This is a genomic window from Paraclostridium dentum (genome assembly GCF_048568265.1).
In the GTDB taxonomy this organism is placed as follows: Bacteria; Bacillota; Clostridia; order Peptostreptococcales; family Peptostreptococcaceae; genus Paraclostridium; species Paraclostridium dentum.
In genome coordinates this window covers 864,047-889,313 of sequence record NZ_CP183813.1, presented here as the reverse complement: position 1 = coordinate 889,313, position 25,267 = coordinate 864,047, and the positions used below count along the sequence as shown (strand labels likewise).

Here is a 25,267-nt window from a genome sequence, read left to right as displayed (position 1 = left end):
GTTTATTTTTTAATACTTAACTCTATATCCATTAGCATATATATTCATTCTTCTTCCTCTTACAAATCCAACTAAAGTTATATTTAACTTTCTTGCAAGCTCTACTGAAAGATTTGTAGGAGCTGATTTTGAAACTACTATAGGAATTTGCATCTTACATGCCTTTTGCATCATTTCAAGAGAAATTCTTCCGCTAACTACTATAAATTTGTCTTCAAAATTCACATCATTTAATACACTATATCCAATTACCTTATCCATAGCATTATGTCTAGCAACATCTTCACATATCACTACAGGATCAGCTCCGTCAAACAGTGCTACACTGTGAACTCCTCCAGTATCTTTAAATAATTGAGATGATGTCAAGTTCATGTGCATTGAATTGTAAATTGTATTTATATCTATTTCAAAACTATTTTTAACTGGATTACACTCAATAAAATCTAAATCATTTAAAAATATTTTTTCTAAGTTTAAATTAGTGTTAGATTTATTCGATATAACCTGTGCTACCTTTAATTTTTCATCTATAATTATACTTTCTATATCATTTTTATTAGATATATATCCTTTTGTAGCTAGAAACCCAACAATCAATTCCTCCAGTTTATCTGGAGTACATAAGAAAGTATTTAAATATTTTCCGTTTAAAATTAAACTTAATGGGTATTCTGATATTATAGTTTCTTTTTCTTCTTTAGCATTTTGATTATCTATTTTAACCACATCTATTTTTATAGTTTTATCATAATCATAATTTATTAATGGAGTCTTAAATTCCTCTGTTTTTATATAAGATTCAATAAAATTAACTATTTGATCTATATTATTTATATCTAAGTTGGTTATACCCTCTATATGTTCATTTGTCGCTATAGCTATAAATGTATCTTTATTTATTGAATTATTAAAAAGAAAATTTTTATCGACTTCTTTTCTATGAACTTCAATTTTAGGATAAGGATTTTGTTTAAATCCTTCAGTAAAGATAATATCTACATCGTCAAATAGTTCTAATACTTTACTTAAGCTTTTATCTTCTTCTAGGATTTTTACTACCCCTATTTTTTCACTTGAAGCTATAACTACATCTTTAGCTCCTGCCTTTGTAAACCTATAACTGTCCTTACCTTCTTTATCTATGTCAAACTTATGAGCATCATGCTTTAACGCTCCAACTTTATATCCTTTTTTCTTAAATTCTTTTATTAATGATTCCACCAAAGTCGTTTTTCCCATTCCAGACTTTGTAGAAACTACCGATATTATTTTCTGTTTATTATTGGAATATAAATTTCCCATCTAATATTTCTCCTTTTTTTACAAATCCTTTATCCTTTGGAACTATCACTATTCCATTAGATTTTGTAATCATTAAAAGTTGATTAGAACATTGAGAACCCGTTTCATATGCATAAAATTTACCATCTTCTTTTTTTATATCAACATAAACATAGTTTGTTCTTCCCACTTTGCATTTTATATCATGCTTTAATATAACAGGAAATTTATTTTCTTTTATATCTTCACCACTCATTTTTAATATAGCAGGCTTTACAAACTCTTCATAGGTAGTTATAAATGATAGAGGATTTCCTGGTAATCCAAAAACTAATTTTTCACCAATAGTAGCAAATATAACTGGCTTGCCAGGTTTTATTGCTATTTTATTAAATTTAATATCAGCACCTAACTCAATTAATACATCTTCTATAAAATCATAATCGCCTGTAGAAGAACCACCTGATGTTATTATTATATTTGAAATTTCTATAGCTTCTTTTAATTTTCCTTTTATAACATCTTTTTTGTCCTCAATTATTCCAAATGATTTTACTTCTAAATCTTTTGCTAAAGCCTTTAATGAGTATTCATTGCTATTTCTTATTTTACCATTTTCTATAGAATCAGTTATATCAACTAGTTCATCCCCAGTAGTTAATACTGATAAAGTTGGTTTTTTATAAACCTTAACCTTTGAATATCCTAGAGATGCTAAAAGTCCTATTTCACTAGCCCTAATTTTTTGCCCGACTTCTAATGCTAAATCTCCAACTTTAAGCTCTTCACCAGTATTAATTATGTTTCTATTTTTTTTAACTACTTCCGATAATATAAGCTTATTTTCATATAATTCTACATTTTCTATTTGTATAACTGCATCAGTATCATCTGGAACAGGAGCTCCTGTCATAATTTTTATAGCTTGCTTATCATCTACTTTACCTTCAAAACAATCTCCTGCTTTTATTAACCCTACAATATCTAAGCAAGTTTTTTCATTTTCATTACAAATCAAAGAATCCTTACTTTTTATTGCGTACCCATCCATAGCTGATTTATTAAAGGGGGGCAAATTATCATTAGAATATATATTTTCAGCTAATGTATATCCTATCGATTCCATTAAATCTTTTTCACATGTCCCTATTAGTTTAGATTCTTCAATAATTTTGTTAATCGCCGTAGAAATATCTATCATACCTATTCCCCTTTGTTTTATTTTTAACTTAACAATATATTTTTATTTTATAACCCAATTAAAGACCTATCATTTTTATAATTAATCAGATAGATCTTTAAAATCAGATATATAGTCTATTTTTCAATTAACATTTGTTTTCTTATTTTTTCATATTCATCTTTTATATATTGCTCTGCTGAATCTTGGTCTTTTATGCTTTCTACTTTTATTGCACAGTATTTATATTCTGGAGTTTTAGATATTGGATCTAAGTTATCTATAGTCAACTCATTACAAGATCCAATCCACCAGCTGTAAGTCATATATGTAGCACCTTGTATAACTCTATCTGTTACTAAGGCTCTAGTTAATATACTTCCTCTTCTTGAACTTACTCTAACTAATTCTTTGTCCTTAATTCCTAGCTTTGAAGCATCTTCTATGCTTAATTGTATGTATCCTGGCTCATCCTCTAAAGCTCTAAGCGCTCTACAGTTTCCTGTCATTGTTCTTACTGAATAATGTCCTACCTCTCTAACTGTACATAATACAAGAGGATACTCTTCATCAGGAATTTCTTTAGGAGGTCTCCATTCACATGCGAATAGTTTTCCTTTTCCACTTTCAGTTTCAAATTTATTTCCTTCATATAAGTAAGGTGTACCTTTATGATCTTCATCTGTGCAAGGCCATAAAACACTTCCTTGCTTTTCTATTTTTTCATACGATGCTCCAGCGAATAATGGTGATAATGATCTCATTTCATCCCATATTTCCTTAGTGTTATTATAACTCATAGGATACCCCATAGCTGTAGATATTTCACACATAATTTGCCAGTCTGGTTTTACATCACCTTTAGGTTCTACTGCTTTTCTCATTCTTTGGAATCCTCTATCTGCAGATGAATATACTCCATCATGTTCACCCCATGAAGTTGCAGGAAGTACTACATCTGCATGTAGAGCTGTTTTATTCATAAATATATCTTGAACTACTACAAATTCCATAGCATCTAAAGTTTCTCTTACCTCACTTGCGTGTGGATCACTTTGTACTGGATCTTCTCCAAATATATAATAAGCTTTTACTTTGTTATCTTTTAATGTTAAATGAGGTACTTCAGTTAATGTAATACCTGGTTTAGAAGAAAGTTTAACTCCCCAAGCTTTTTCAAATTTCTTTCTTACTTTATCATCTGTTACCTTTTGATACCCTGGGAATAAGTTAGGTAAAGTTCCCATATCACATGTTCCCTGAACATTATTTTGTCCACGTACAGGTCCTATTCCAACACTTTCTCTTCCAAAGTTTCCAGTTAAAAGAGCTAATGATGCAAGCCCTTTTACAACATCCACAGCTTGACCAAACTGACATACACCCATTCCATATAAAATCGTAGCATTTTTAGCATTTGCATATTCTCTCATTGCTTTTCTTATATCTTCTGCTGGTACATTTGTCATTTTTTCAGCATACTCTGGAGTATACTTTTTAACCATTTCTTTGTATTCTTCGAATCCTTCAGTGTATTTTTCAACATATTCTTTATTATAAAGATTTTCTTCTATCAATACATTAGCAAATGCATTGACTAAAATCATATTAGTTCCACCTTTTATAGGTAACCACATATCTGAAATTCTTACAGATTCTGTTACCCTTGGATCTGTAACAATTAACTTGGCACCCTTTTCTTTTGCCCTAATAATTCTTCTAGCAACTATAGGGTGTGAATCTGCTCCATTATATCCAAATATAAATAATAAATCTGAGTTCTCTATCTCTGGTATAGAGTTAGACATAGCGCCATTTCCTAATGAGTAAGCCAGACCGGCTACTGATGGTGCATGTCAAACACGGGCGCAATGGTCTATATTATTAGTTCCTATTGCTGCTCTCATAAATTTTTGCATTACATAGTTTGCTTCATTTCCAGGTCCTCTTGCAGAACCAGTTCCCATTATTGCATCTGGACCATATTTTTCTCTTATTTCATTTAATCTAGATGCTGTATAATCTATAGCTTCTTTCCATTCAACTTCTTCTAACTTCCCATTTTTTCTTATCATAGGCTTTTTTAATCTTGATGTTAGAATTTTGGGGTCATTTAGAAAATCCCATCCATAATATCCTTTTAGGCATAAGTTACCTTCATTAGTTCTTCCATTTGCAGGTTCTGCTCTCACTATTTCATTGTCTTTAACAACTAAATAAAGCTGACACCCTGCCCCACAATATGGACATACAGTTAAAACTTTTTTTTCCAAACGTACTCCACCTCTCTAAATTTTATTTCTTAAATATCAATGCATTTAATTTGTATAATGTATGTAACATGTATATATTACTACTCTAAATTTCAGATTACAATACTATAAATTTCCAAAAGCATATATTGATAATTCGCTTAATAAATATCTAAACTTTCTTTATATTCCAATATTTGCTTTTTGTATATGCTTTTATATATAAATTCAATATTATTTTGTATATACTTTTTCACTGTTCATTATGTATTTTCATATGTATTAATATATTTCAAACTAAATTAAATATTACAAATCTTTTAATTTATGAATAATTTTTTTAAATTTTTTATTTTTAATTTCTACAAATTATATTTTTACCATATATTACCAATAATTATTTTTAGACATAGAAAAAACATATTTTATTGACTATAATCCAGATATTATCCATAAATATTAGTTAAATATAGTTTCCTTAAACGTAAAAAATGAGCGAAGTTTCCTTCACTCATTTTTTATCTCTATTTATTAACTAAGTTTATTAGTTAGATACATTTTCACTTCCATTAGTTTTCTTAGCTATAACAGGTAATATTAATCCTATTCCCATTAATACTATAGGTGTTATAACATTTAAAGAAACTCTAAATATCCATTCTTTACTAAATGCAGGAACATCTGTTGGGAACATACCCATTATACAAGCAAATGCTGTAAATCCAAAGCACCAAGCCCCAACTATAAATCCTAATTTATCACTCTTTATAAACTTGTATTCAGTTTTAAATTTACTACTCATCTTCTTAAGACCCATGTAAGCTAAGAATACCCATAAGTATCTCATTGGCATTACAACTGAGTTTAATTTTAATAACCAGTTAAATAACTCATTAGTGTTACCTATTCCTAATGCTGGAATTACTATTAATATAGAAACTAATATAGCTGTCATTATATACCCATTAACTAAAACACCATTCTTATTTGTTTTAGATAATTTCTTAGGTATAAATCTAGAGTCAGCTTCTCCTAATAATACTCTAAGTGGAGCATCTATTGAGAATACTAAAGCTGATAATTGTGCTGCAGTATTTGCTAATGCATAAACTATAACAAATAAGCTACCTAATCCATAATGCTCTCCTAATAATTGGAATGCATAGTATTGACCATTCATCATTAAGTCTTCTGGTATAGCGTTAGCATTGAACATCATACCCATAGCTATTGATCCTAAAAGTGCACATACAGCAACCATTCCAGCTAAAACTAACATTCCTTTAGGGAAGTTTTTAGATGGATTTTTAGTATTATTTACATATGGAGCTATTTTTTCGCATCCTCCAACAGCAAATACTAGCATTGATAAAGTTGTTAAATATGCAAAGTCAAATTTAGGAATAAATGACTTAGGTGTTATATCAGGTGTTGCAACATGTCCAGTTATAGCTGGAGCGGCTAATCCTAATACTATGTATAATAAAGACATAACAAACATTGACATACCTGCTACGTTACCTATAACCTTTAATACTTTTACTCCCTTTGTTGAAATATATAAAAATATTAAAAATACAACAAGTACCATTCCTTGTAATATTAAAGGGTTTAATTCCTTTAATGTTGTAGCAAGTTCTCCTGATGGACTAACTGCCCAAGAAAGTGCTATTAATAATGCTTGTGGCTTTTGTGCTAAATAAGGTACATGAACAACCCAGTAAGTCCACCCTGCCATAAATGCAAGCATTGGTGTTGTAGTTGAACTTATCCAAGCTGAAACTCCACCTTGAGAATCTTTAAACGCAGACCCTAGTTCTCCAACCATTAATGTATATGGTACAAAGTATAAAGCTATCATGAATATCCATGAGAATACTACAGTAAGTCCTTGATTTGCAAAGTTATTAACAACATTTCCAAATCCCCATACCATAACAAACCCCATTAAGGCAATATTTTGCCAAGTTAAATTTCTATTTTGATCAGACATTGATCTTTTACCTCCCAAAATTTGTATGATTACGGTTTCTATTATATATTGTTATAATTTATTGTCAATATGCTATTGTAAATCGTTTTCTTACTGTATTTCCCTGCTTTTTTCTCAATCTTTTGACAATTAACTTTTTCTATTCATAATCTTTTCAAAATCTAAACGTATGTATTTTATCAATTTTCATTATTTTTTAAAATTAGTATTATTCATGCATTTAGTTATATATTATATTAATTTTTTTTGATACATTTTTTATTACTTCTTTCATTTTGTATAATTTAATTTTAATTTTTAACTTTTTATTTTCTTCAAAATTTTTTTATTAATCTATTTATTCAATATATATAATTTTAATATATATTTTCAATTAAACCATTTATTTTTTTAAGTTATTATAGCTATCTTTATTATTAAATAAAAAAGAAAGGCTTCAATAGCCTTTCTTTTGACATTATTTAAATCTTTTTTCAATGTGTTCTTGCAACTTTTGAGCTTGTAAACCTTCAGCTTCAGCAAAGTCTTTAAAACATTTGCTTAATTCTTTATCATCAACATTATCAGCATATTGCATAAAATCTCTTACTTTTTCTTGAGTGTCTAATAATGCTTTTTTTAAACAATCTTGTGTATTCATTTCCATAATTATCACCTCACTATGTATTTGTTAATATTATTCGTATGTTCATACTTTATTATTCATGGTTAAAATTTCAAATGATATAACTGAATTATTTTTAAATTTAAAAGTGTATAATTTTAAATTGCTCTTATATAATTTTCATTAACATGAAATAATTTAAGTGAATTTTTATAATCTTCAATATATTTCAAAATTTCTATTTAATTGCTTTATAATATTATTAAATACTGCTATAATCATAATATATTTTACTTTTCACATAAATTTTTCAAATTAATATCTGATTATTTTTCAATCTAATATTAATATTACTTAAAATTTTTAACTAATTTTAAACTAATCTAATCTTAACCTACTTTTAAAATTTTCTACTCATAAATAACACCTTTAGTTTATCTTAATATTTTTTATTATAATTAATATGTTTTTAGGGGGTATTTTTATGGTACTAAGAAAAAAATTAGCTTTAATCTTTGCACTCTCGTCAGTTGGAGCATTGTCTTTAGTAGGTTGTTCTAGTACAGATTCAAATCATGGCAATTCAGGTTCTTCAAAATCTGCAGACCCTTACGCAGTTCTTGCTAATGAAAATGCTAGAAAAGCCATAGTAATGTCAATAGATAGATCTGAAATCACAGATGTACTCTTAAACAATGGTTCTGAACCAGTTTCATTTATTACACCTAAAGAATTAGCATTTACTAAAGATGGAAAAGATTATAGAGATATCGTAGGCGATATGGGCTATAAATCAAATGATGATGAGGCTAAAAAAGCTTGGGCTAAAGCTAAGGAAGAATTGGGGTTTGATACGCTTACACTTGAGTTACTTTCTTATGAAGGTGAATCCGGAAGAAAAACAGCTGAATTTATACAATCAGAACTAAATTCTAACTTAGAAGGACTAAATTTAGAAATTAAGCAACAACCTTTAAAGCAAAAACTAGATTTAGCTTCTAAAGGTGATTATCATATAGATTTAAACGGTTGGTCAGCTGATTATCCTGATCCTTTAACATTTTTAGAAATTTTTACAACGCAAGGTATGTATGGACAAAGATTAGCTTATTCTAACCCTGATTATGATAAATTAATTGAAGAGGCGAAAGTAGCTGAAACTCCTGAAGAAAGTTTTAAAAAATTTGGAGAAGCTGAAAAACTATTTTTAGATTCTGCTAATGCAGCTCCACTTTATCAACAAGGGTCATCATTCCTACAAAAAAGTTATGTAAAAGATATAGTTAGATATACTTATGGTTCTCCAGCTTCATATAAGTGGGCTGATGTAGATAAAGAGTCTAAACAATTGAATTTAACTTTGGCTGGAGATATTCCTACACTTGATGTTAGTAAAGCATCAGATATGGACTCATTTTATATGATAACAAATACTATGGAAGGGCTAACAAGAGTAGATGCAAGTGGAGTTGCAACTCCTGCTATGGCAGAGAGTTGGGAACAATCTGAAGATGGTAAGACGTGGACTTTTAAAATTAGAAAAGATGCTAAATGGTCAAATGGTGATCCTGTTACAGCTCGTGACTTTGAATATTCTTGGAAAAGAACTTTACAACCTGAAACTGCATCACAATATGGATACGTTATGTATGATATAGAAGGTGCTAGTGATTATAATAGCGGTAAATCTGAAAATGCAGATAATGTTGGAGTAAAAGCAGTAGATGATTATACTTTAGAGGTTAATTTAAATAGACGTGTTAACTATTTTGACCAACTTATGTCTTTCTGTGTATTCTTCCCTCAAAACCAAAAGTTTGTAGAAGCTCAAGATGGTAAAAATGGTACTACAGCTGAAAACTCTGTATATAACGGACCTTTTACTATGTCAACTTGGAAAATGGATGATTTATGTGTTTTAAGTAAAAGTCAAAATTATTGGGATAAAAATGCTGTAAAATTAGATACAGTCAATTTAAAAGTTGTTAAAGATACTAATGCAGCTATAAATTTATATGAAACTGATCAAATAGATGTGGTTGGCTTATCTTCTGAAAATGTTGATAAGTATAAAGACTCTAAAGAATTTATGACGACTAAAAAAGCTGAAACATTCTTCTTATTAATTAACAATAAAGGTTCTATATAATTTTTCTATAAATTCCAAAAAAATGTTTAGAAACCTAATTATAGTGTATATATATAAAGATAGCTACCTTGAAATAGAGGTGAATCTTGCCAATAAAAAAGGCTGACACACGGGTGTCAGCTTTTTTTGTTTTGCTTCATTTTGCTTTTATATTTAACATATTTCATTACAATATAAGTTACCATTTCTCTAATAAACTTATATATAGGTATAACTGATAAAATTAACGGTATATATAGTATCATCATTTTTAAATTAATAATATTTACAAATGAGAATATGTTCCTAAAAAGTATAATAGTTAAAGTAAATATAGTAACTAATGTAATTATCATAAATCCTACTTTTTTATCAATCGGCTTAGATATATGCCATAAGGATGTAAAGCAAACTGCTCCTGTTAGTAATACACATAAAGTTGATATAACTGCTTCATTGAAGTTTAACATATTACCAACTACTGAGATTATCATTATATAAAAAACTGCACAAATTCCAGATGTTAATGCTGGTATTGAAATATTTAATAATAGATTTTCTTTTATTTGTGAATAGTTCGGTCTAAATGCTAAGAAAAACGATGGAATTCCAACTCCAAGTGAAGTTATCGGCATCAACTGTATAGGATGAAATGGGTAAGATCCCTTCATAAATATAAAAATTATAGCTAATATAATTGAATATACTGTTTTCATTAAATACTGAGATGCTACTTGCTGTATATTATTTACTACTCTTCGCCCTCCCATGACAACACCTATCAGGGAATCAAAATTAGAATCTAAAAGTACAAAATCAGAAACTCCCTTTGCTGCATCACTACCTTCTGCCATTACTATACTACAATCAGACTCTTTAAGAGCTAAAATATCATTTACGCCATCACCTGTCATTCCAACAGTATGTCCTTCATCTTTAAATATTTTTACAAGCTCTTTTTTCTGTTCCGGGCTAACTCTTCCAAAAATCTCATATTTACTTGTATAGTTTTTTAAATCATCATTATCTGAAATACTACTCATATCTATGTATTTATCAGAATTATCAACCCTAGCTCGTTTTGCAATTTGTGAAACAGTTTTTGGATTATCTCCTGATATAATTTTAATAGCTACTCCTTGTTTTTTGAAATAATTCAATGTATTTGCAGCCTCTGGTCTTATTGTATCCTCCATAATAGAAATACCTATTAATTTTCTATCTTTTGGTAGTTCATTATCAACTATAGAGTCATTTGAATGTGCAAAAACTAAAACTCGCTCTCCTTTATTAGTAGATTCATCTATTATACTTTGAATATCCGGTGATATTTTTTCAAAAACAAATTCAGGAGCTCCCATTATATAACTACCTTCTTTTTCAAAAGTAACTCCACTCCACTTTCTAGCTGATGAAAATTGTACCCTATTAATAGGTTTCCAAGATTTTGGACTTGGAAGTTCTACCTTTAATGCTTTACTTGTTGCATTTTCTTCTAAGTTTTCTACTAAAGTTGAAATTCCTTCTTTAAGCTTATTCATTTCGAAATCTTCACATGTGATTATGTCTACTAATTTTATGTTCCCATCAGTTATAGTCCCTGTTTTATCTAAGCATAATAAATCTACACGGGCTAAGTTTTCAATAGACCCCATAGTTTTTACAAGAACTTTTTTCTTACTTAAATTAATAACTTCAACTGCTAATGCAATAGAAGTTATTAATATTAAACCTTCTGGTATCATTCCAATCATAGCTGCTGAAACACCTAATATAACATCATTTGTATTTATACCCGAAGTTGACTTTGATAAAAACAGTGCTATTCCAATTGGAACTATAAAAAAAGCAAGTCCTTTTATAATTTGTTTAAGAGTTTTTATTAATTGGCTATTTATATCTTTTTCTTTTTTTGCTTCCATTGCGATTTTAGATGCATAGCTCTCTTCTCCAACATTTACAACTTTTACATATGCCATCCCACTTATAACATAGCTCCCTGACATAACTTTAGAATCAACTGTTTTTAAAATAGGATCAGATTCTCCAGTTAATTGAGATTCATCTACTTCTACCCCCTCAGTCTTAACTACCACTCCGTCTGCACAAATTTGAGAGCCTCTATTTATTACCATTAAATCATCTTTTACTAAATCATGTTGATTAATTTTACTCTTTTGATTATCCCTTATAACTGTTATTTTTGATTGATTTAACAAAGATAGCTTATCTATACTTTTTTTAGCTCTTACCTCTTGGAATATACCAATGGATACATTCGAGATTAAAACCCCTAAAAACAATAGATTTTTATAACTTCCAGTATATATGATTAAAGTAGCAATTATAATATTTATAAGATTAAATAATGTACATATATTATCTTTAAATATTTTATTATAACTTCTAGTTAATGGTTTTATCGGAACATTTCTTTCCCCACGTTCAATTCTATCTATGACTTCTTTAGTCGATAATCCCTCTTGATTAAACTCTATACTCATAGACTAAACCATCCTTTCATCATAATTTTTAAACATTTATTAGTACCATAGTTATATACTATTTTTAACATTTAAATATAAAAATATATTAACCTATAAAAAACTAATTAAACTATATTTTTTAAATTTTTTCACATATTTTCAGATATTTAAAATTTCTACTATCATATAATTTTTATAAATAAAAAAAAGCTGATATTAATATCAGCTTTTTTTATGTTTATTAATCTAGATTTCTTAAATCATCCATTAATTTTGTTTTATCAGCAGTTTTCTCATCTTTCATTTTTATTACTTTAGCAGGAGAACCAGCTACTACTGCTCCAGCAGGAACATTTTGTGTAACTACAGATCCAGCAGCTACTACTGCACCTTCTCCTATTCTTACTCCTTCAAGTATAACTGCATTTGCACCGATCATTGCATCATCTTCTATTATAACAGGATCTGCTGAAGGTGGTTCTAAAACACCTGCTACTACTGCTCCAGCTCCAAGGTGTACATTTTTACCAAGTGTACCTCTAGCTCCTATTACTGCATTCATATCTACCATAGAACCTTCTCCAACTACAGCTCCTATGTTTATAACTGCACCCATCATTACTACTGCATTTTTACCTATAGTAACCATATCTCTTATATGAGCACCTGGCTCTATTCTTGCATGTTCATGTAAGTAGTTATACATTGGTATAGCAGAGTTTCTTCTGTCATATTCCATGTGTATGTCAACTAATTTATCCTTTTGAGCATCTAAAACTGATTTTATAGAATCATAATTTCCTATTATAGTGTATGATCCATTGCTTCCGAATACTTTGTAGTCTTCAGTCGACTTAGCATCTAACTCTCCATTAACATAAACCTTCACTGGTGTCTTTTTTTCTACTGTTTTTATATACCTTGCTATTTCATATGCGTCATTTAAGTTTATCATCTGTACCCTCCTAATTACTTTAACATGTCATCCATATTATAATATCCAGCTTCTTTATTTGCTAAATATTTAGCTGCTGTTATTGCTCCATTTGCAAATATATCTTTAGATTGAGCTCTATGAGATATCATAACCTCTTCATCTAATCCTGCAAATATAGCTTCGTGTTCTCCAACTATTGTTCCACCTCTTATAGCATGTATACCAATTTCATTTTCATTTCTTTTGGCATCTCTACCATGTCTTCCATAGTTGTATATAGAATCAGGTAAAACTTCTTTCATAGCATTTGCTACCATTATAGCAGTTCCACTTGGAGCATCTACTTTTTTATTATGATGCTTTTCTATTATTTCTATATCAAATCCTTGTAATGCTTTTGCAGCTTCTTTTACAAGCTTTAACATTACATTTACTCCTAAAGACATATTAGAAGAATGGAATATTGGTATTATCTTTGAAGCTTCTTTTATTTTTTCTAATTGTTCTTTAGTAAATCCTGTTGTAGCAATTACTAAAGGTGTTTTTGTTTTAAGTGCATAATCTAAAACATCATCAAGTGCAGAGAAATGTGAAAAATCTATTATAACATCAGCACTTTCTTGTATATCACTCATTTTAGTGTATAGTTTGTAATCAGTTGTCTCACCTGTTGGCATTGAGCATCCGCAAACTAACTCTAAATCTTTGTCTTCATTTACGCATCTAGTAAGTACTTTTCCCATCTTACCAAGAGCGCCATTTACTATAACATTTATCATGTCTTTCCTCCTATAACTCAAACCCATAGTTTACAAGTTCGTCTCTTAATGTTTTTAAATTACTTTCTTCCATTGGAGCTAAAGGAAGTCTTAAATCTCCAACCTCAAAACCTAATAAATTCATAGCAGTTTTTACAGGTATTGGATTTACTTCGATAAATAGTTTATCTATTAATGATTTCATACCCAATTGTAATTTTCTTGAACCTTCAACATCACCATTTAAGAATTTTTCTACTAAATCATGAGTTTCTTTAGGACATATATTAGCAACTACTGATATAACTCCTACTCCACCAAGAGATAATAGAGGTAATATTGAATCATCATTTCCTGAGTATATTGCAAATCCTTCTGGAACTAATCTAGCTATTTCTGCTACTTGAGCTAAATCACCACTAGCTTCTTTAACAGCTACTATATTTTTAATTTCAGCAAGTTCTGCTATGACACTAGGTTTTATGTTAACCCCAGTTCTTCCTGGAACATTATATAAAATTATTGGTAGCTTAGTGCTAGCTGCTATTGTTTCAAAATGAAGCTTTAATCCTCTTTGATTTGTTTTATTATAATAAGGAGTTATTACTAATAATCCATCTACTCCTAATTTTTCAGCTTCTTTACTTAAGTAAACTGAATGCATAGTATTATTAGAACCTGTTCCAGCTATAACGGGTATTCTTTTATTTACTTTTTTAACAGTAAAATCTATAACTGCAAATTGCTCTTCATCTGACATAGTTGTAGATTCTCCAGTAGTCCCACAAACTATTAATGCATCCGTTTTATTTTCTATATGGTATTCTATTAATTCTCCAAGTTTATTGAAATCTACACCAGTTTCATTAAAAGGAGTAACTAACGCAACTCCAGATCCCTTAAATAACATAATTTATACCTCCCAATTTTATACTAAATCATATTTTAAAAGAAGTTCAGCTATTTGAACAGCATTAGTCGCAGCACCTTTTCTTATATTGTCAGCTACTACCCACATATTTATTCCGCTGTCTACACTGAAATCTCTTCTTATTCTTCCTACAAATACTTCATCTCTTCCACTTAATTCAAATGCAGTTGGGTATACATTGTTAGCTATATCATCAACTAATTCTAAGCCTTCAAAACCAGCTAATACACCCTTTAATTCATCTATTTCAAAATCATTTTCAAACTCAACGTTAACTGACTCACTATGTCCGTTTACTACTGGAACTCTTACTGTAGTTGCAGTAATTTTTAAGTTATAGTCATTTAAAATCTTCATAGTTTCATTAATCATTTTCATCTCTTCTTTTGTGTATCCATTTTCCATAAATACATCTATATGAGGTAAGCAGTTATAAGCTATAGGGTGTGGATAAAATTGATTAGGAACACCATTTATTCCATCTTCTAAATCTTTAGTACCCTTTACTCCTGATCCTGAAACAGCTTGATATGTTGAGTATACTATTCTTTTTATTTTATATTTATCATGAAGAGGTTTTAATGGAACCATTGCTTGAATAGTAGAACAATTTGGATTTGCAATTATTCCTTTATGTTCTTTAACAGCTTCCGGATTAACCTCAGGTACCACTAAAGGAACATTTTCATCCATTCTCCATGCACTTGAGTTATCTACAACTACTACACCTTTTGATGCTGCTATTGGTGCATATTTTTCACTTATACTTCCTCCTGCTGAGAAAAGTGCTATTTGTATATCTCTATCAAATGAATTTTCATTTAGTTCTTCTACTGTATATTCTTTTCCTGCAAATTCTACTTTAGATCCTGCTGATCTAGCTGAAGAAAATAGGTATAAGTTATCTATTGGAAAGTTTCTTTCTTCTAATACTTTTAAGAACGTTCTTCCTACCATACCTGTCGCTCCAACTATAGCAACGTTTACTTTTTTCATATCCATACGCCTCTTTCTTCTTAAAAATTTCATCATCTAAATAATATATACGTAATTCTAGTATATATTATTTTAAATATCAATATATTGTAGATAAACATAGCATTAATCGCAATAATTTAGAAAATTTAAGCACTAATATCCATGTTACTATCATCTATAATTTATACTATGATATTAATATTTCTTTAGTGAACTAATTAGTATCTTAATTTATATTGCAAACGCTTAGCAATTATGATATAATTCACTTAATTTGAATACATCACAAAAGGAAAAACCGATAGATAATGATTTATTTCTATCGGTTTTTCCTTTTTATTTTAACTTTAATCTTCTTTACACTCTTTTATAAATCTTTTAAATATATTTAACATATGTTCACTATGATCTACCATTAGTTCTGGATGCCATTGAACTCCAAGAACAAATTTTTTTCCTATTTTTTGAACAGCTTCTATTACCCCATCATTTGAATATGCTATTACTTTTAAGTTATTTCCTAATGTTTTGACACTTTGATGATGATAGCTATTTACTAAAACTTTTTCATTAATAATCTCTTTTAATATAGATTCTTCTTTTATATCTATATAGTGAGTTCCTAAATATGGCTTTGTTTGTTGATTATGTTTTATATGACTACTTCTTATATATTTCAAATCTTGATATAAGCTTCCACCTAGTGCTACATTTAGTATTTGTAACCCTCTACAAATTCCAAGTATAGGCTTATCTTTTTCTAAAGCTACATTTATAGCTTCTATATCAAATTCATCTATATCTTGGTAAATATAACCTAATTCTCTAACAGGCTCTTCTTTGTATAACGCAGGATTTACATCATCCCCTCCTGAAATTATAATTCCATCCATAGCTTCAATTTGTATTTTTATATTTTCTTTATCTCCATTTACAGGAATTACAATTGGAACTCCACCAGCTTTTTCAACCGCATGTATATACGAATTTGGCAAGTGAACTCTCTCTATTCCAGTAAACGCTCCACTATCTATAGTAGCTAAGTTTGCTAATATACCTATTAAAGGTTTCATACTTATCCCTCCACCTTATAAAATTATTTAAATTAAACTATCTTTTAATTTGTAACTGCTACATTTATACTATGATTCCATTTGACTAAGTTTCCTCCCTATAGATTTACTTCTTTAATATATATATTTAATTTGATTTAAATTAATTCTTTCATTAAATACAAAAAAACTACCATAAAATCTATAAAAAAAGATTTATATGATAGGTTTTTTATTTACAATATTTTAGGATCTATATCATTTTTTTCTTCATCATATCTATTTAAATTTCTTAAAGCAGGTCCCTCTATTACATTTCCTTTGTAATCAAATCTAGATGCATGACATGGACAATCCCATGTTTTTTCTGCTGAGTTAAAAGTTAACTCGCATCCTAAATGTGTACAAGTTATATCTACTATATATAGCTTTCCATCATAGTCTTTGTATGCACCACATCTTTTGCCATCTACATTAACTACTTTACTTTCGCCTTTTTCTAATATTAAGTTATTATCACCTATTTTTAGTTTTCCACTTACATATTTCCAAGCCACATTAATATTTTGAGTTATAAATTCAGTGGTAAATACGCTACCTTTTCTAGAGGGATTAAATATATCTTCAAACTTTGACTCCCTGTAACATATTAAGTCTCTAATTATCATAGATGCTAATGTACCATTTGTCATTCCCCACTTACAAAACCCTGTTGCAACATAAAAATTATCTTCTTTTTTATTTACATACCCTATATATGGTATATTATCAAAGCTTATATAATCTTGTGCTGACCACTTACATTTAAATTGCTTAACTTTAAATTTTTCACCTAATTCATTTATTAAGTCTTCATATATTTTACCTTCATTTTTGCATTGTCCAACCTTATGATCTCCTCCACCTAAAACAATTAAATTTTGACCATCTCCACAATAAGGTTTAAATGTAAATCCACTGTCTTCAACACTTAAATACATTCCTTTTGGTATATCTCTTTCATACTCTCCAGCTAGTAAATATGATCTTTCACCTTTTTCTTTAGCAAAATAAAGATTTAATCCATCATACCAAGGAACATGAGAAGCTAATATAACATTTAATGCTTTTATTATTTTTCCATCTTTAGTCTTTAAATTATATATATTTTCGTCTTCATGATCTACTATCGGGGTCTCTTCATACACTTTAACGCCTAACTTTAAACATTCCTTAGTTAATCCATCTAAGTACTTTTTAGGATTGAATTGAGCTTGGTTAAAAAATTCTATCGCTCCTTTTACATCAAATGGTATATCCAAACTATTATGGTATTTACAATCAATACCTAATTTTTTACAAGTTTGATATTCTTCCTCAAGCTCTTCTATATAGTTTTCATTATCTGAGTATATAAAGGAAGATAATCTTTCGAAGTTACAATCAATATTATTGCTCTTTACAATTTCCTCTATTAAATCTATAGCACTTTCATTTCCTTCATGATATAGTTTAGCACTGTCTAATCCATATTTATTTCTTATTTTTGAATATACAATTCCATGCTGCGAAGTTACTTTACCTGTATTTCTTCCGGAACTTCCATATCCTATTTTATGAGCATCTACAATTGCAGTTTCTATTCCCTTTTTTGATAGTAAGTAAGCAGTTGTCACACCTACTATCCCACCACCAACTATAAGAGTATCTACTTCTAAATCTTCTTTTAGCTTTTCATAACATTCACCTTTAGAACTTAATATCCAATATGATTCTTTCATAAGTTTATATATAACTAGCTAACCTAGTTACTCCTTTCTATATTATTTCCTTATATTTGTATAATTCCCATTTTATTAAATTTAATCTAAATTAGAGCAAAAAAATAAAGTATCACAAATGCGATACTTTATTTCCTCCAAGTTAGCGAAGTTAGTATATACAACCTGACGAAACGTTAAAGCCGAGCTCTACAGGCTTTAGTGAAGGAAGATTGTATATACTAACAAGCTTTATATTTTTAGTATTGATTTATAAAGAAGAATTCTCCTGGTCCTATAGGAGCTCCTACTAATGCCCATGCTACTGCAAATACTGTCCATGCTAATAAAAATCCTATTGATATCGGTAGCATCATTCCCATTAAGTTTCCTATCCCAAAGTTTTTCTTATACTTTTGTCCGAATATAACTATAACTCCCATGTAACTCATAAGTGGAGATATTATATTAGTAGATGAATCCCCTATTCTATACATTAACTGTACTCCAGCAGGTGAGAATCCAGCACTCATAAGTATTGGTATAAATATTGGTGCTAATAATCCATACTTAGATGTCCCTCCTGCTATAAATAGGTTAATTATTGCAGTAAACCATATGAATGCAATCATTAACATCATAGCCATAAAAGTATTGTCTGTTGGTATTTGAGCCACTAGTTTTGCACCTAATGAAGCTATTAATATACCTAAATGTGAATCATTAAAGAAGTTTAAGAATTGTGCAACAAAGAATAATATAACTATTATAGAAGCCATACTCTTCATAGATGTAACCATTGCACCTATAACATCATCTTTAGTTTTAAATGTTCCTGACTTGAATCCATAAACTAAACCAGGTACTAAGAATACGATAAACATTAACATCATTATCATATCTCCACTAAAGAATATAGAATCTAAGAAGCTATTTACTCCCTTTAGTGCCATAGTTCCTTCAGGGCTTATTGATGTTAAAGAAACTGAAGTAGATAAATCTCCAACTATAGGTATTACATTATTTTTATCAAATGGTAAAACTGTTAATACTATAAATGCTATTACTCCTAATAAACTAAAATTAGCTGCTTTAAATGCTTTCTTTTCTTGGTCAGTTAACTCTCCTGATTTTTCAACAACATCAGCTTCACTCTTATCATATTTTTCCATTCCTGGCTCAACTATTTTATCTATTATAAAAGTACCTATTGCAACGATTATAAATGTTGACGCCATTAAGAAGAACATATTAGAAGTAGACTTTAACATTGGTGCAAAACTTGTTCCAACTAAAGCATCCCCTGTTTCTGCTGCTGCTTGAGTGAATGGTATTAACAATGCATCAAATGAACCTATAAGTAAGTTTGCACTAAATCCTCCTGAAACCCCTGCAAATCCTGCTGCTAATCCGACCATAGGATTTCTTCCTATTGTATAATATACCAATGCAGCAAGAGGTATTAAAACAACATATCCTGCATCAGATGCTACATTTGACATAACCCCTAAAAATATTACAACAGGTGTTACAAGCTTAGCTGGTGTAGCCTTAACTATACTTTGTATTCCTATTGATAAATATCCACTTTGTTCCATTACTCCTATTGATAACATTATAATAAGTATTGCTCCTAGAGCTGTCATCCCCATAAAGTTTTGGATAACTGAACCTATAATATATGATAATCCATTTGAGTAAGTCTCTGAAACTGCAGTTCCAGCTGCCGTTACTTTTAAAACTTCTATAGGCTTTTGACCTAATAGATTATTTATAGGGAATTTACCAAGCTCCGTTTCAGCAACTACATTAAAAGTTCCTAGTATTGCTGATAGTATAAGTACAGCTACAGATATATAAACAAATAATAACGCTGGACTTGGTAACTTATTCCCAACTCTTTCGATAACACCCATACACGACTGGAGCCTCGACTGTTTTTCTTTTTTACTCGTTACGTTTAATTCCATTATAATTCCTCCTAAAAAAAAATTTATACATATGAATTCGTTTTCCCGAGATTCATTATACTACATATGTTTTATTTTTTCTACAATTTAGAATATTTTAATATTTGAAACTTTTCTTCTTATTTCGAGTTTTTTTGTCGAATTTGTTTCATTTTTTGTAAATTTAAAATTTAATTTTATATATAAAAGCATTTTTATATATAAAAAGTAAGTTAGATTTCTTATTGTAATAAAAACATAAACTTTTAAGATATATTTTATTAAACAAATATTTTCAATAAGATTTCTTATTTTTCAGTTTTATTTATAAAATTGAATATTTTTTTGTATATAATTCATTTTTTTGTTTATACTTTTAATATAATTTCAAATGCAATTTTTAATTATATCACTAAACATACTATACTTATTTCTCCTTTAAAAAAGACGGGTGCTACCACTGACACCCGTCTTTTTATTTTATATATTTATGTAATTGTTTTATATTCTCTTCCATGTTAGCATCAATAACCCACATTCCATTAATTGTTTTTGTTTCAAAACTGCCTTCAACTGGAATCATATATTGATTTATTTTATAATTTTTTTCATTTTGTATTTTTTCTTGTATATATTTTATATTATTTACTGGTATATTTGTGCTAACTTGAGACATCATTTCCATATTCACTTCAAACTTTTTATCAGAGTCTAAGCTTTCATATTTATTTATTATAGACTTTAAAACTGTTCTTTGTCTTTGAGTTCTTTCGTAATCTCCATTTCCTTCTTTTCTTATCCTACAATATGCAACAGCTTGTCTTCCATTTAAATTTTTAGATCCCATTCCCTCAATGTAATCAGTTCCATGAGGTAGTTTTTCTATATTATTAATTTCATCTAAATTTTTATTTATTTGATTTGCTTCATAATCTTTAAGTTCTATATCTACTCCACCTACTAAGTCAATTACTTTAGCTAAGCTAAAAAAATCTACACTTACATAGTTCTTTAAATTCAAATCAAAATTTGAGTTTAAAGTATCAAGTGCTAGTTTAGGACCTCCATATGCATATGAATGATTTAGTTTTTCTTTTCCATGACCATCTATCTCTACCAATGTATCTCTTAGTATAGATACCAAGTTAACTGTTTTATTTTCTAAATCTATGTTTGAAATCATTATAGAATCAGCTCTAGCTTTTTCTTCTTTACTTCTTCTATCTAATCCAAATAAAGCTATATTAATAATCTTCTGATTTTCAATTTTTTCACTTTTTGTTTGCTCTTTAGCCACTTTTTGCTTTTCATTGCTATCTTTTATTAATAAGTACAATACTGATATAGGTAAAATGATTACTATTAATAAAATCAAAATAATTTTTTTATTAAGTTTCACAAGTTCACATCCTTATTTATTTATTTATTTATGTATGCTTTAATTATTAATGATTAACTAAATTTTATAAATAATACAAAATTTCTTAAGCGTAAAAAATATCCTCGGTATTTTAACCCAGGACATTTATTAAATAGATTCATTAAACTCTTTTAGAGTTTTTATTTCTTCTATTATCTTACTTAAATGGTAATTAAATACAGGACTCTTATTTTCTTCAACATCAAAACAAATTTCCTCTGTGTTGTATAATTCTTTTATTGCATTAAAGTTTTCTTTATTTAAATACAACTTATTTTCCAATAACTCTATAGACTGCATATGGAAATAAATTTCCCTACATATGCTTATAGATTTTTCTAAGTTTTCTATATCTGCTTCGTATTTACCACCATAATCTAACTCATCAGTTAATTTTGAATATATTTTATCTAATTGTTGTATGTTCTTTTTGAATATATTTATATCTAAGCTTTCTTCATTTACAATTTTTGACTCTATAAGTTGTATAGCTGATTTTTCTATATTTTTAAATTCATTTATAGTCTTGTCTAAGTAATTAGGTCGTGCTATTAAGTAGTTTGTAACTACTCCTATAACTACACCCACTGATGTATCTATAACCCTATGTATAGAGTAGTATGCTGGATTGTATGTTCCAACACCTAAGTGTATTGCTAAAAATGTTACACATGATACTACTACAGAGTTTACTTTTAATAAATTACACGCATAGATAGTTAGCATTATACCTATTCCACATAAAATAGGTTCTCCTGGCTGTATAAGTGCAAATAAAAATCCTATTATACCTCCTACAATTGTTCCTTTTACTCTGTTTAGACCCGCTTTCATAGATCCTTTAACTGTATCTTGAACAGAAATCACACATGCTATTGCGCAGTAAAAAATTTTTTGAACAAGAAATTGCCCCAATAAGATACATAGCATTACAGCTATTCCTGTTTTTATGGTTCTCATGCCCATTTTCTGTAGCTTCACTATATTTACCTCCTAGTATATCTACGATTAGTCTTTACTATTTATTTTGTCATTAATATAGTATAATTTATTATTTAACATTTTGGTATACTTAAAAGTATTTATTTTGTAATTTATTTTTACCCCACTTTTTTTAATATAATCAGTTAATAGTTATACTATACAATTATAGCACATTAAAATAGAGTATCTTATTTAGATACTCTACTTTAACTATTTAAAAATTTATTGAGGACTATAAACAGTTTTTTCTCCCTTATCATATATAATAATAGAATTTGACTTTACAGTGTCGTTTTTGTATTTAAAATCTTTATTAGAGAAGTTTGCTACAACTCTCAAATCATCTCCATAGCAAGTAGTTTGTACTAATCTGTCACTACTTAAAAATTCGAAGTCAGTCATAGGTTTATTTATAGCTTTTTTATCAAATTCTGACCAAACTTTATCATGGTTTAGAATCTCTTTTTTATGTTTTTCCCATTCACTTTTATCTATATGGTACATAGGCGCTGTATTATATAAGACTTCTTTCATCATTCTATTTTCAACTTCACCTTGTATTTTGAAAGTACCCCATAGCCAATGATCAGAAGTTACAACTGAATCATTATAAACTAGTCTAAATAGAGGAAGTGAATATGCTGGATCTATAAATATTTTTTTGTATAAATCTTTAACGGGAACTTGTTTTGCAAATACTTCTGGAACTCCTCCTGTAGGTGAATAATATTTACCTACATAATACTCACTATCTTTATTTTTATTCATGTCTGGATCTACCCATGAAAAAGCAGGTGTTTCAAGCCCATGTGCAAATGCTATAGTCGTACTCGCAAAATCATTTCCACCTTCTGATCCTACAACCATATTTTTATCATCGCTTATATAACTCATTCTTTTTAATCTTGAATTTAAATCTTGCTCTTGTGTTGTAATGTGATTTTTAGAATAATCATCATATATTTCTCCAGTTGCATCACAATCTATAAACCATGAGTTAAATTTATATCCTTCATTAAGTATCTTATTTACTCTTGATTTTACACTAGGCATAGCTAATGTAGGATTTAGTTTTCTACCTGTTCCTTGGAACCCTTCTAATTTTTTTCCATCTTTATCTTCTACTGTTGCATTATCATATAGTGATTTATCATCAAACTTAGCTGTGCTCCATTTTTCCTCACCTGGCTTATGAATTGAATGATATGAATCATAAGGTCCAACTAAATATCCATAGTCATTAGCTTTTTTTACAAACTCTGGAGAAACATATCCTGCCTCTAAATCATCAAATCCTATCCAAGCATTATCTAATCCTGATTTTTTCATATCATCTAATACATCTATTGTATTGTTTCTTGCCCAATAAGTTGTTGGCGTTGTTGAATCTTTAAGCTTTGATTTTAATAACTCTTTGTTTAATGAAATTAATTCATTTCTATTTAAATTATTTATGCCTTTTTTTACAACATCTTGAGTTTCTTTATTTAAATCTTTAAATACATTAGGATTATAAAATTCTTTTAACATCATAACTGAATTAAATCCTCTTACTATAGTTTGTTTTTGGTACTTATCTACATAGTCTTGATTTTTTACAGCATCTAAAACATTTGACACTTCTTTTCCATCTTCTACTTTTGTATTTAGAAGCTCTTTCATCCAGTTTATGAATTCTTCATCCATGTTTTGTATTAATAAATTCCACTTAATATCATCAACAGTAATTATAGATTTATCCCAGAAGTAAATCTGTGGTGCTCCATATAACTTTTCTATGTTTTTGTTTTCCTTTGCTTTTTGTGCTAATGTTTTAAATTCTCCGTTTTCAATTACAAAATTCTTGTAATTTTTAGCTACATCATTTACATTTTTATCTGTTATATATACCCTAAATCCATAATCTTTATTTTTGTTTATACTTGGATATTCATGAGTAAAATCAAACTTTATATTATTTTTTGTATCAAATTTTATTTCATCATTATATTTATTTTTCATTATATAAGTGGCTGCAAAGTTACTTTTATTTACTGAGAAAAATTGCATAGAAAAACTCTCTATAGTATTAAATATTTGCTCATTTAAATACTCTTTCCAGTATTTATCATTGCTTGGTATAAACTTCCCTTCATTTATAGGAAGTACATAACTTTCACCACTAACGCTTGGCCAAGTAAAAGTGTTAGCTTCTTTAGATGTCGATTTGATATCTACATCTAAGTAGTTATCTTTCTTTTTTATGTCTACATTAATATGTTCATCTGGGTATGTCCATGAAATTTCATTGTCTTTCTTTTTTAAATTAGTAACAGATCTATCCTTCATAGGTTCGGATATAATTTCCTTTTTCCCATCAACATCTACAGATACTTGAAAGTTTTTAGGATTAACGTCATATTTGAAATCTAAATTATTAACTTTTTCTACCTTAGCTGATATATCTTCATCACTTTTAGTAAGCCCGTTACTACACCCTGCTAAGCTTGTTCCTATAAGTACAAAGCTTAACAATAACGATATTTTTTTATTCATCTTTATCACCTCAAAGTCATTTTAGTTTATTTTTGTTACACGTATGTTACAGTTTTA

At 28.6% G+C, this 25,267-nt stretch carries 17 protein-coding genes; 1 reads left to right on the top strand and 16 read right to left on the bottom strand.

The annotated features are described in order from the left end of the window. Window positions 1–9: 9 nt before the first annotated feature. The 5 genes from fdhD to ACN6I1_RS03885 all read right to left on the bottom strand — a co-directional run bounded on the left by fdhD (window position 10) and on the right by ACN6I1_RS03885 (window position 7,355). Window positions 10–1,305 (bottom strand): formate dehydrogenase accessory sulfurtransferase FdhD, encoded by a 1,296-nt coding sequence (gene fdhD / locus ACN6I1_RS03905; protein ID WP_419742784.1) that lies wholly within the window; start codon window positions 1,303–1,305, stop codon window positions 10–12. Further along, window positions 1,283–2,485 (bottom strand): gephyrin-like molybdotransferase Glp, encoded by a 1,203-nt coding sequence (gene glp / locus ACN6I1_RS03900; protein WP_419742783.1) that lies wholly within the window; start codon window positions 2,483–2,485, stop codon window positions 1,283–1,285. Before glp ends, fdhD begins: the two co-directional genes overlap by 23 nt. Window positions 2,486–2,601: 116 nt before the next feature. Then, complete coding sequence (gene fdhF, locus ACN6I1_RS03895) at window positions 2,602–4,737, bottom strand: formate dehydrogenase subunit alpha (RefSeq protein ID WP_148551040.1); 2,136 nt, start codon at window positions 4,735–4,737, stop codon at window positions 2,602–2,604. 523 nt (window positions 4,738–5,260) lie between these two features. Beyond that, entirely contained in the window at window positions 5,261–6,709 is a 1,449-nt protein-coding gene (locus ACN6I1_RS03890) for an amino acid permease (RefSeq protein WP_419742782.1), read from the bottom strand. A 457-nt stretch (window positions 6,710–7,166) separates the two neighbouring features. Next, on the bottom strand, window positions 7,167–7,355 hold the full coding sequence (locus ACN6I1_RS03885; protein ID WP_021430867.1) for a hypothetical protein: 189 nt from the start codon (window positions 7,353–7,355) through the stop codon (window positions 7,167–7,169). 442 nt (window positions 7,356–7,797) lie between these two features. On the opposite strand from ACN6I1_RS03885, the gene ACN6I1_RS03880 reads away from it, so the two are divergent. Continuing rightward, a complete protein-coding gene (locus ACN6I1_RS03880; protein ID WP_419742781.1) occupies window positions 7,798–9,462 on the top strand; it encodes an ABC transporter substrate-binding protein in 1,665 nt (554 codons plus the stop codon). A gap of 116 nt (window positions 9,463–9,578) precedes the next feature. On the opposite strand, the gene ACN6I1_RS03875 is transcribed toward ACN6I1_RS03880, so the two are convergent. The 11 genes from ACN6I1_RS03875 to ACN6I1_RS03825 form a co-directional block, all read right to left on the bottom strand. Beyond that, window positions 9,579–11,945 (bottom strand): HAD-IC family P-type ATPase, encoded by a 2,367-nt coding sequence (locus ACN6I1_RS03875; protein ID WP_419742780.1) that lies wholly within the window; start codon window positions 11,943–11,945, stop codon window positions 9,579–9,581. Between the two features lie 223 nt (window positions 11,946–12,168). Continuing rightward, window positions 12,169–12,882, bottom strand: a complete 714-nt coding sequence (gene dapD / locus ACN6I1_RS03870) for a 2,3,4,5-tetrahydropyridine-2,6-dicarboxylate N-acetyltransferase (protein ID WP_021430864.1) — start codon at window positions 12,880–12,882, stop codon at window positions 12,169–12,171. Window positions 12,883–12,896: 14 nt separating this feature from the next. Continuing rightward, a complete protein-coding gene (gene dapB / locus ACN6I1_RS03865) occupies window positions 12,897–13,643 on the bottom strand; it encodes a 4-hydroxy-tetrahydrodipicolinate reductase (RefSeq protein ID WP_419742779.1) in 747 nt (248 codons plus the stop codon). Between the two features lie 10 nt (window positions 13,644–13,653). After that, window positions 13,654–14,532: a 4-hydroxy-tetrahydrodipicolinate synthase gene (gene dapA, locus ACN6I1_RS03860; RefSeq protein ID WP_021430862.1), complete on the bottom strand. Its 879-nt coding sequence runs from the start codon at window positions 14,530–14,532 to the stop codon at window positions 13,654–13,656. Window positions 14,533–14,550: 18 nt separating this feature from the next. Further along, window positions 14,551–15,549, bottom strand: a complete 999-nt coding sequence (locus ACN6I1_RS03855) for an aspartate-semialdehyde dehydrogenase (protein WP_021430861.1) — start codon at window positions 15,547–15,549, stop codon at window positions 14,551–14,553. 329 nt (window positions 15,550–15,878) lie between these two features. Continuing rightward, a complete protein-coding gene (locus ACN6I1_RS03850) occupies window positions 15,879–16,604 on the bottom strand; it encodes a gamma-glutamyl-gamma-aminobutyrate hydrolase family protein (RefSeq protein WP_419742778.1) in 726 nt (241 codons plus the stop codon). 215 nt (window positions 16,605–16,819) lie between these two features. Continuing rightward, complete coding sequence (locus ACN6I1_RS03845) at window positions 16,820–18,343, bottom strand: FAD-dependent oxidoreductase (RefSeq protein WP_419742777.1); 1,524 nt, start codon at window positions 18,341–18,343, stop codon at window positions 16,820–16,822. A 239-nt stretch (window positions 18,344–18,582) separates the two neighbouring features. After that, complete coding sequence (locus ACN6I1_RS03840) at window positions 18,583–20,292, bottom strand: AbgT family transporter (protein ID WP_419742776.1); 1,710 nt, start codon at window positions 20,290–20,292, stop codon at window positions 18,583–18,585. A gap of 454 nt (window positions 20,293–20,746) precedes the next feature. Then, on the bottom strand, window positions 20,747–21,670 hold the full coding sequence (locus ACN6I1_RS03835) for an LCP family protein (protein ID WP_419742775.1): 924 nt from the start codon (window positions 21,668–21,670) through the stop codon (window positions 20,747–20,749). A gap of 129 nt (window positions 21,671–21,799) precedes the next feature. Then, entirely contained in the window at window positions 21,800–22,672 is an 873-nt protein-coding gene (locus tag ACN6I1_RS03830) for an FUSC family protein (RefSeq protein WP_419742774.1), read from the bottom strand. A 225-nt stretch (window positions 22,673–22,897) separates the two neighbouring features. Further along, complete coding sequence (locus ACN6I1_RS03825) at window positions 22,898–25,210, bottom strand: glycoside hydrolase (RefSeq protein WP_419742773.1); 2,313 nt, start codon at window positions 25,208–25,210, stop codon at window positions 22,898–22,900. Window positions 25,211–25,267: the final 57 nt, after the last annotated feature.

What these genes read in the sequence shown, in the direction of transcription:
- fdhD (WP_419742784.1), bottom strand. Translation starts at nt 1,305, where the DNA reads ATGGGAAATTTATATTCCAATAATAAACAGAAAATAATATCGGTAGTT.
- glp (WP_419742783.1), bottom strand. Translation starts at nt 2,485, where the DNA reads ATGATAGATATTTCTACGGCGATTAACAAAATTATTGAAGAATCTAAA.
- ACN6I1_RS03890 (WP_419742782.1), bottom strand. Translation starts at nt 6,709, where the DNA reads ATGTCTGATCAAAATAGAAATTTAACTTGGCAAAATATTGCCTTAATG.
- ACN6I1_RS03885 (WP_021430867.1), bottom strand. Translation starts at nt 7,355, where the DNA reads ATGGAAATGAATACACAAGATTGTTTAAAAAAAGCATTATTAGACACT.
- ACN6I1_RS03880 (WP_419742781.1), top strand. Translation starts at nt 7,798, where the DNA reads ATGGTACTAAGAAAAAAATTAGCTTTAATCTTTGCACTCTCGTCAGTT.
- ACN6I1_RS03875 (WP_419742780.1), bottom strand. Translation starts at nt 11,945, where the DNA reads ATGAGTATAGAGTTTAATCAAGAGGGATTATCGACTAAAGAAGTCATA.
- dapD (WP_021430864.1), bottom strand. Translation starts at nt 12,882, where the DNA reads ATGATAAACTTAAATGACGCATATGAAATAGCAAGGTATATAAAAACA.
- dapB (WP_419742779.1), bottom strand. Translation starts at nt 13,643, where the DNA reads ATGATAAATGTTATAGTAAATGGCGCTCTTGGTAAGATGGGAAAAGTA.
- dapA (WP_021430862.1), bottom strand. Translation starts at nt 14,532, where the DNA reads ATGTTATTTAAGGGATCTGGAGTTGCGTTAGTTACTCCTTTTAATGAA.
- ACN6I1_RS03855 (WP_021430861.1), bottom strand. Translation starts at nt 15,549, where the DNA reads ATGAAAAAAGTAAACGTTGCTATAGTTGGAGCGACAGGTATGGTAGGA.
- ACN6I1_RS03850 (WP_419742778.1), bottom strand. Translation starts at nt 16,604, where the DNA reads ATGAAACCTTTAATAGGTATATTAGCAAACTTAGCTACTATAGATAGT.
- ACN6I1_RS03845 (WP_419742777.1), bottom strand. Translation starts at nt 18,343, where the DNA reads ATGAAAGAATCATATTGGATATTAAGTTCTAAAGGTGAATGTTATGAA.
- ACN6I1_RS03840 (WP_419742776.1), bottom strand. Translation starts at nt 20,292, where the DNA reads ATGGAATTAAACGTAACGAGTAAAAAAGAAAAACAGTCGAGGCTCCAG.
- ACN6I1_RS03825 (WP_419742773.1), bottom strand. Translation starts at nt 25,210, where the DNA reads ATGAATAAAAAAATATCGTTATTGTTAAGCTTTGTACTTATAGGAACA.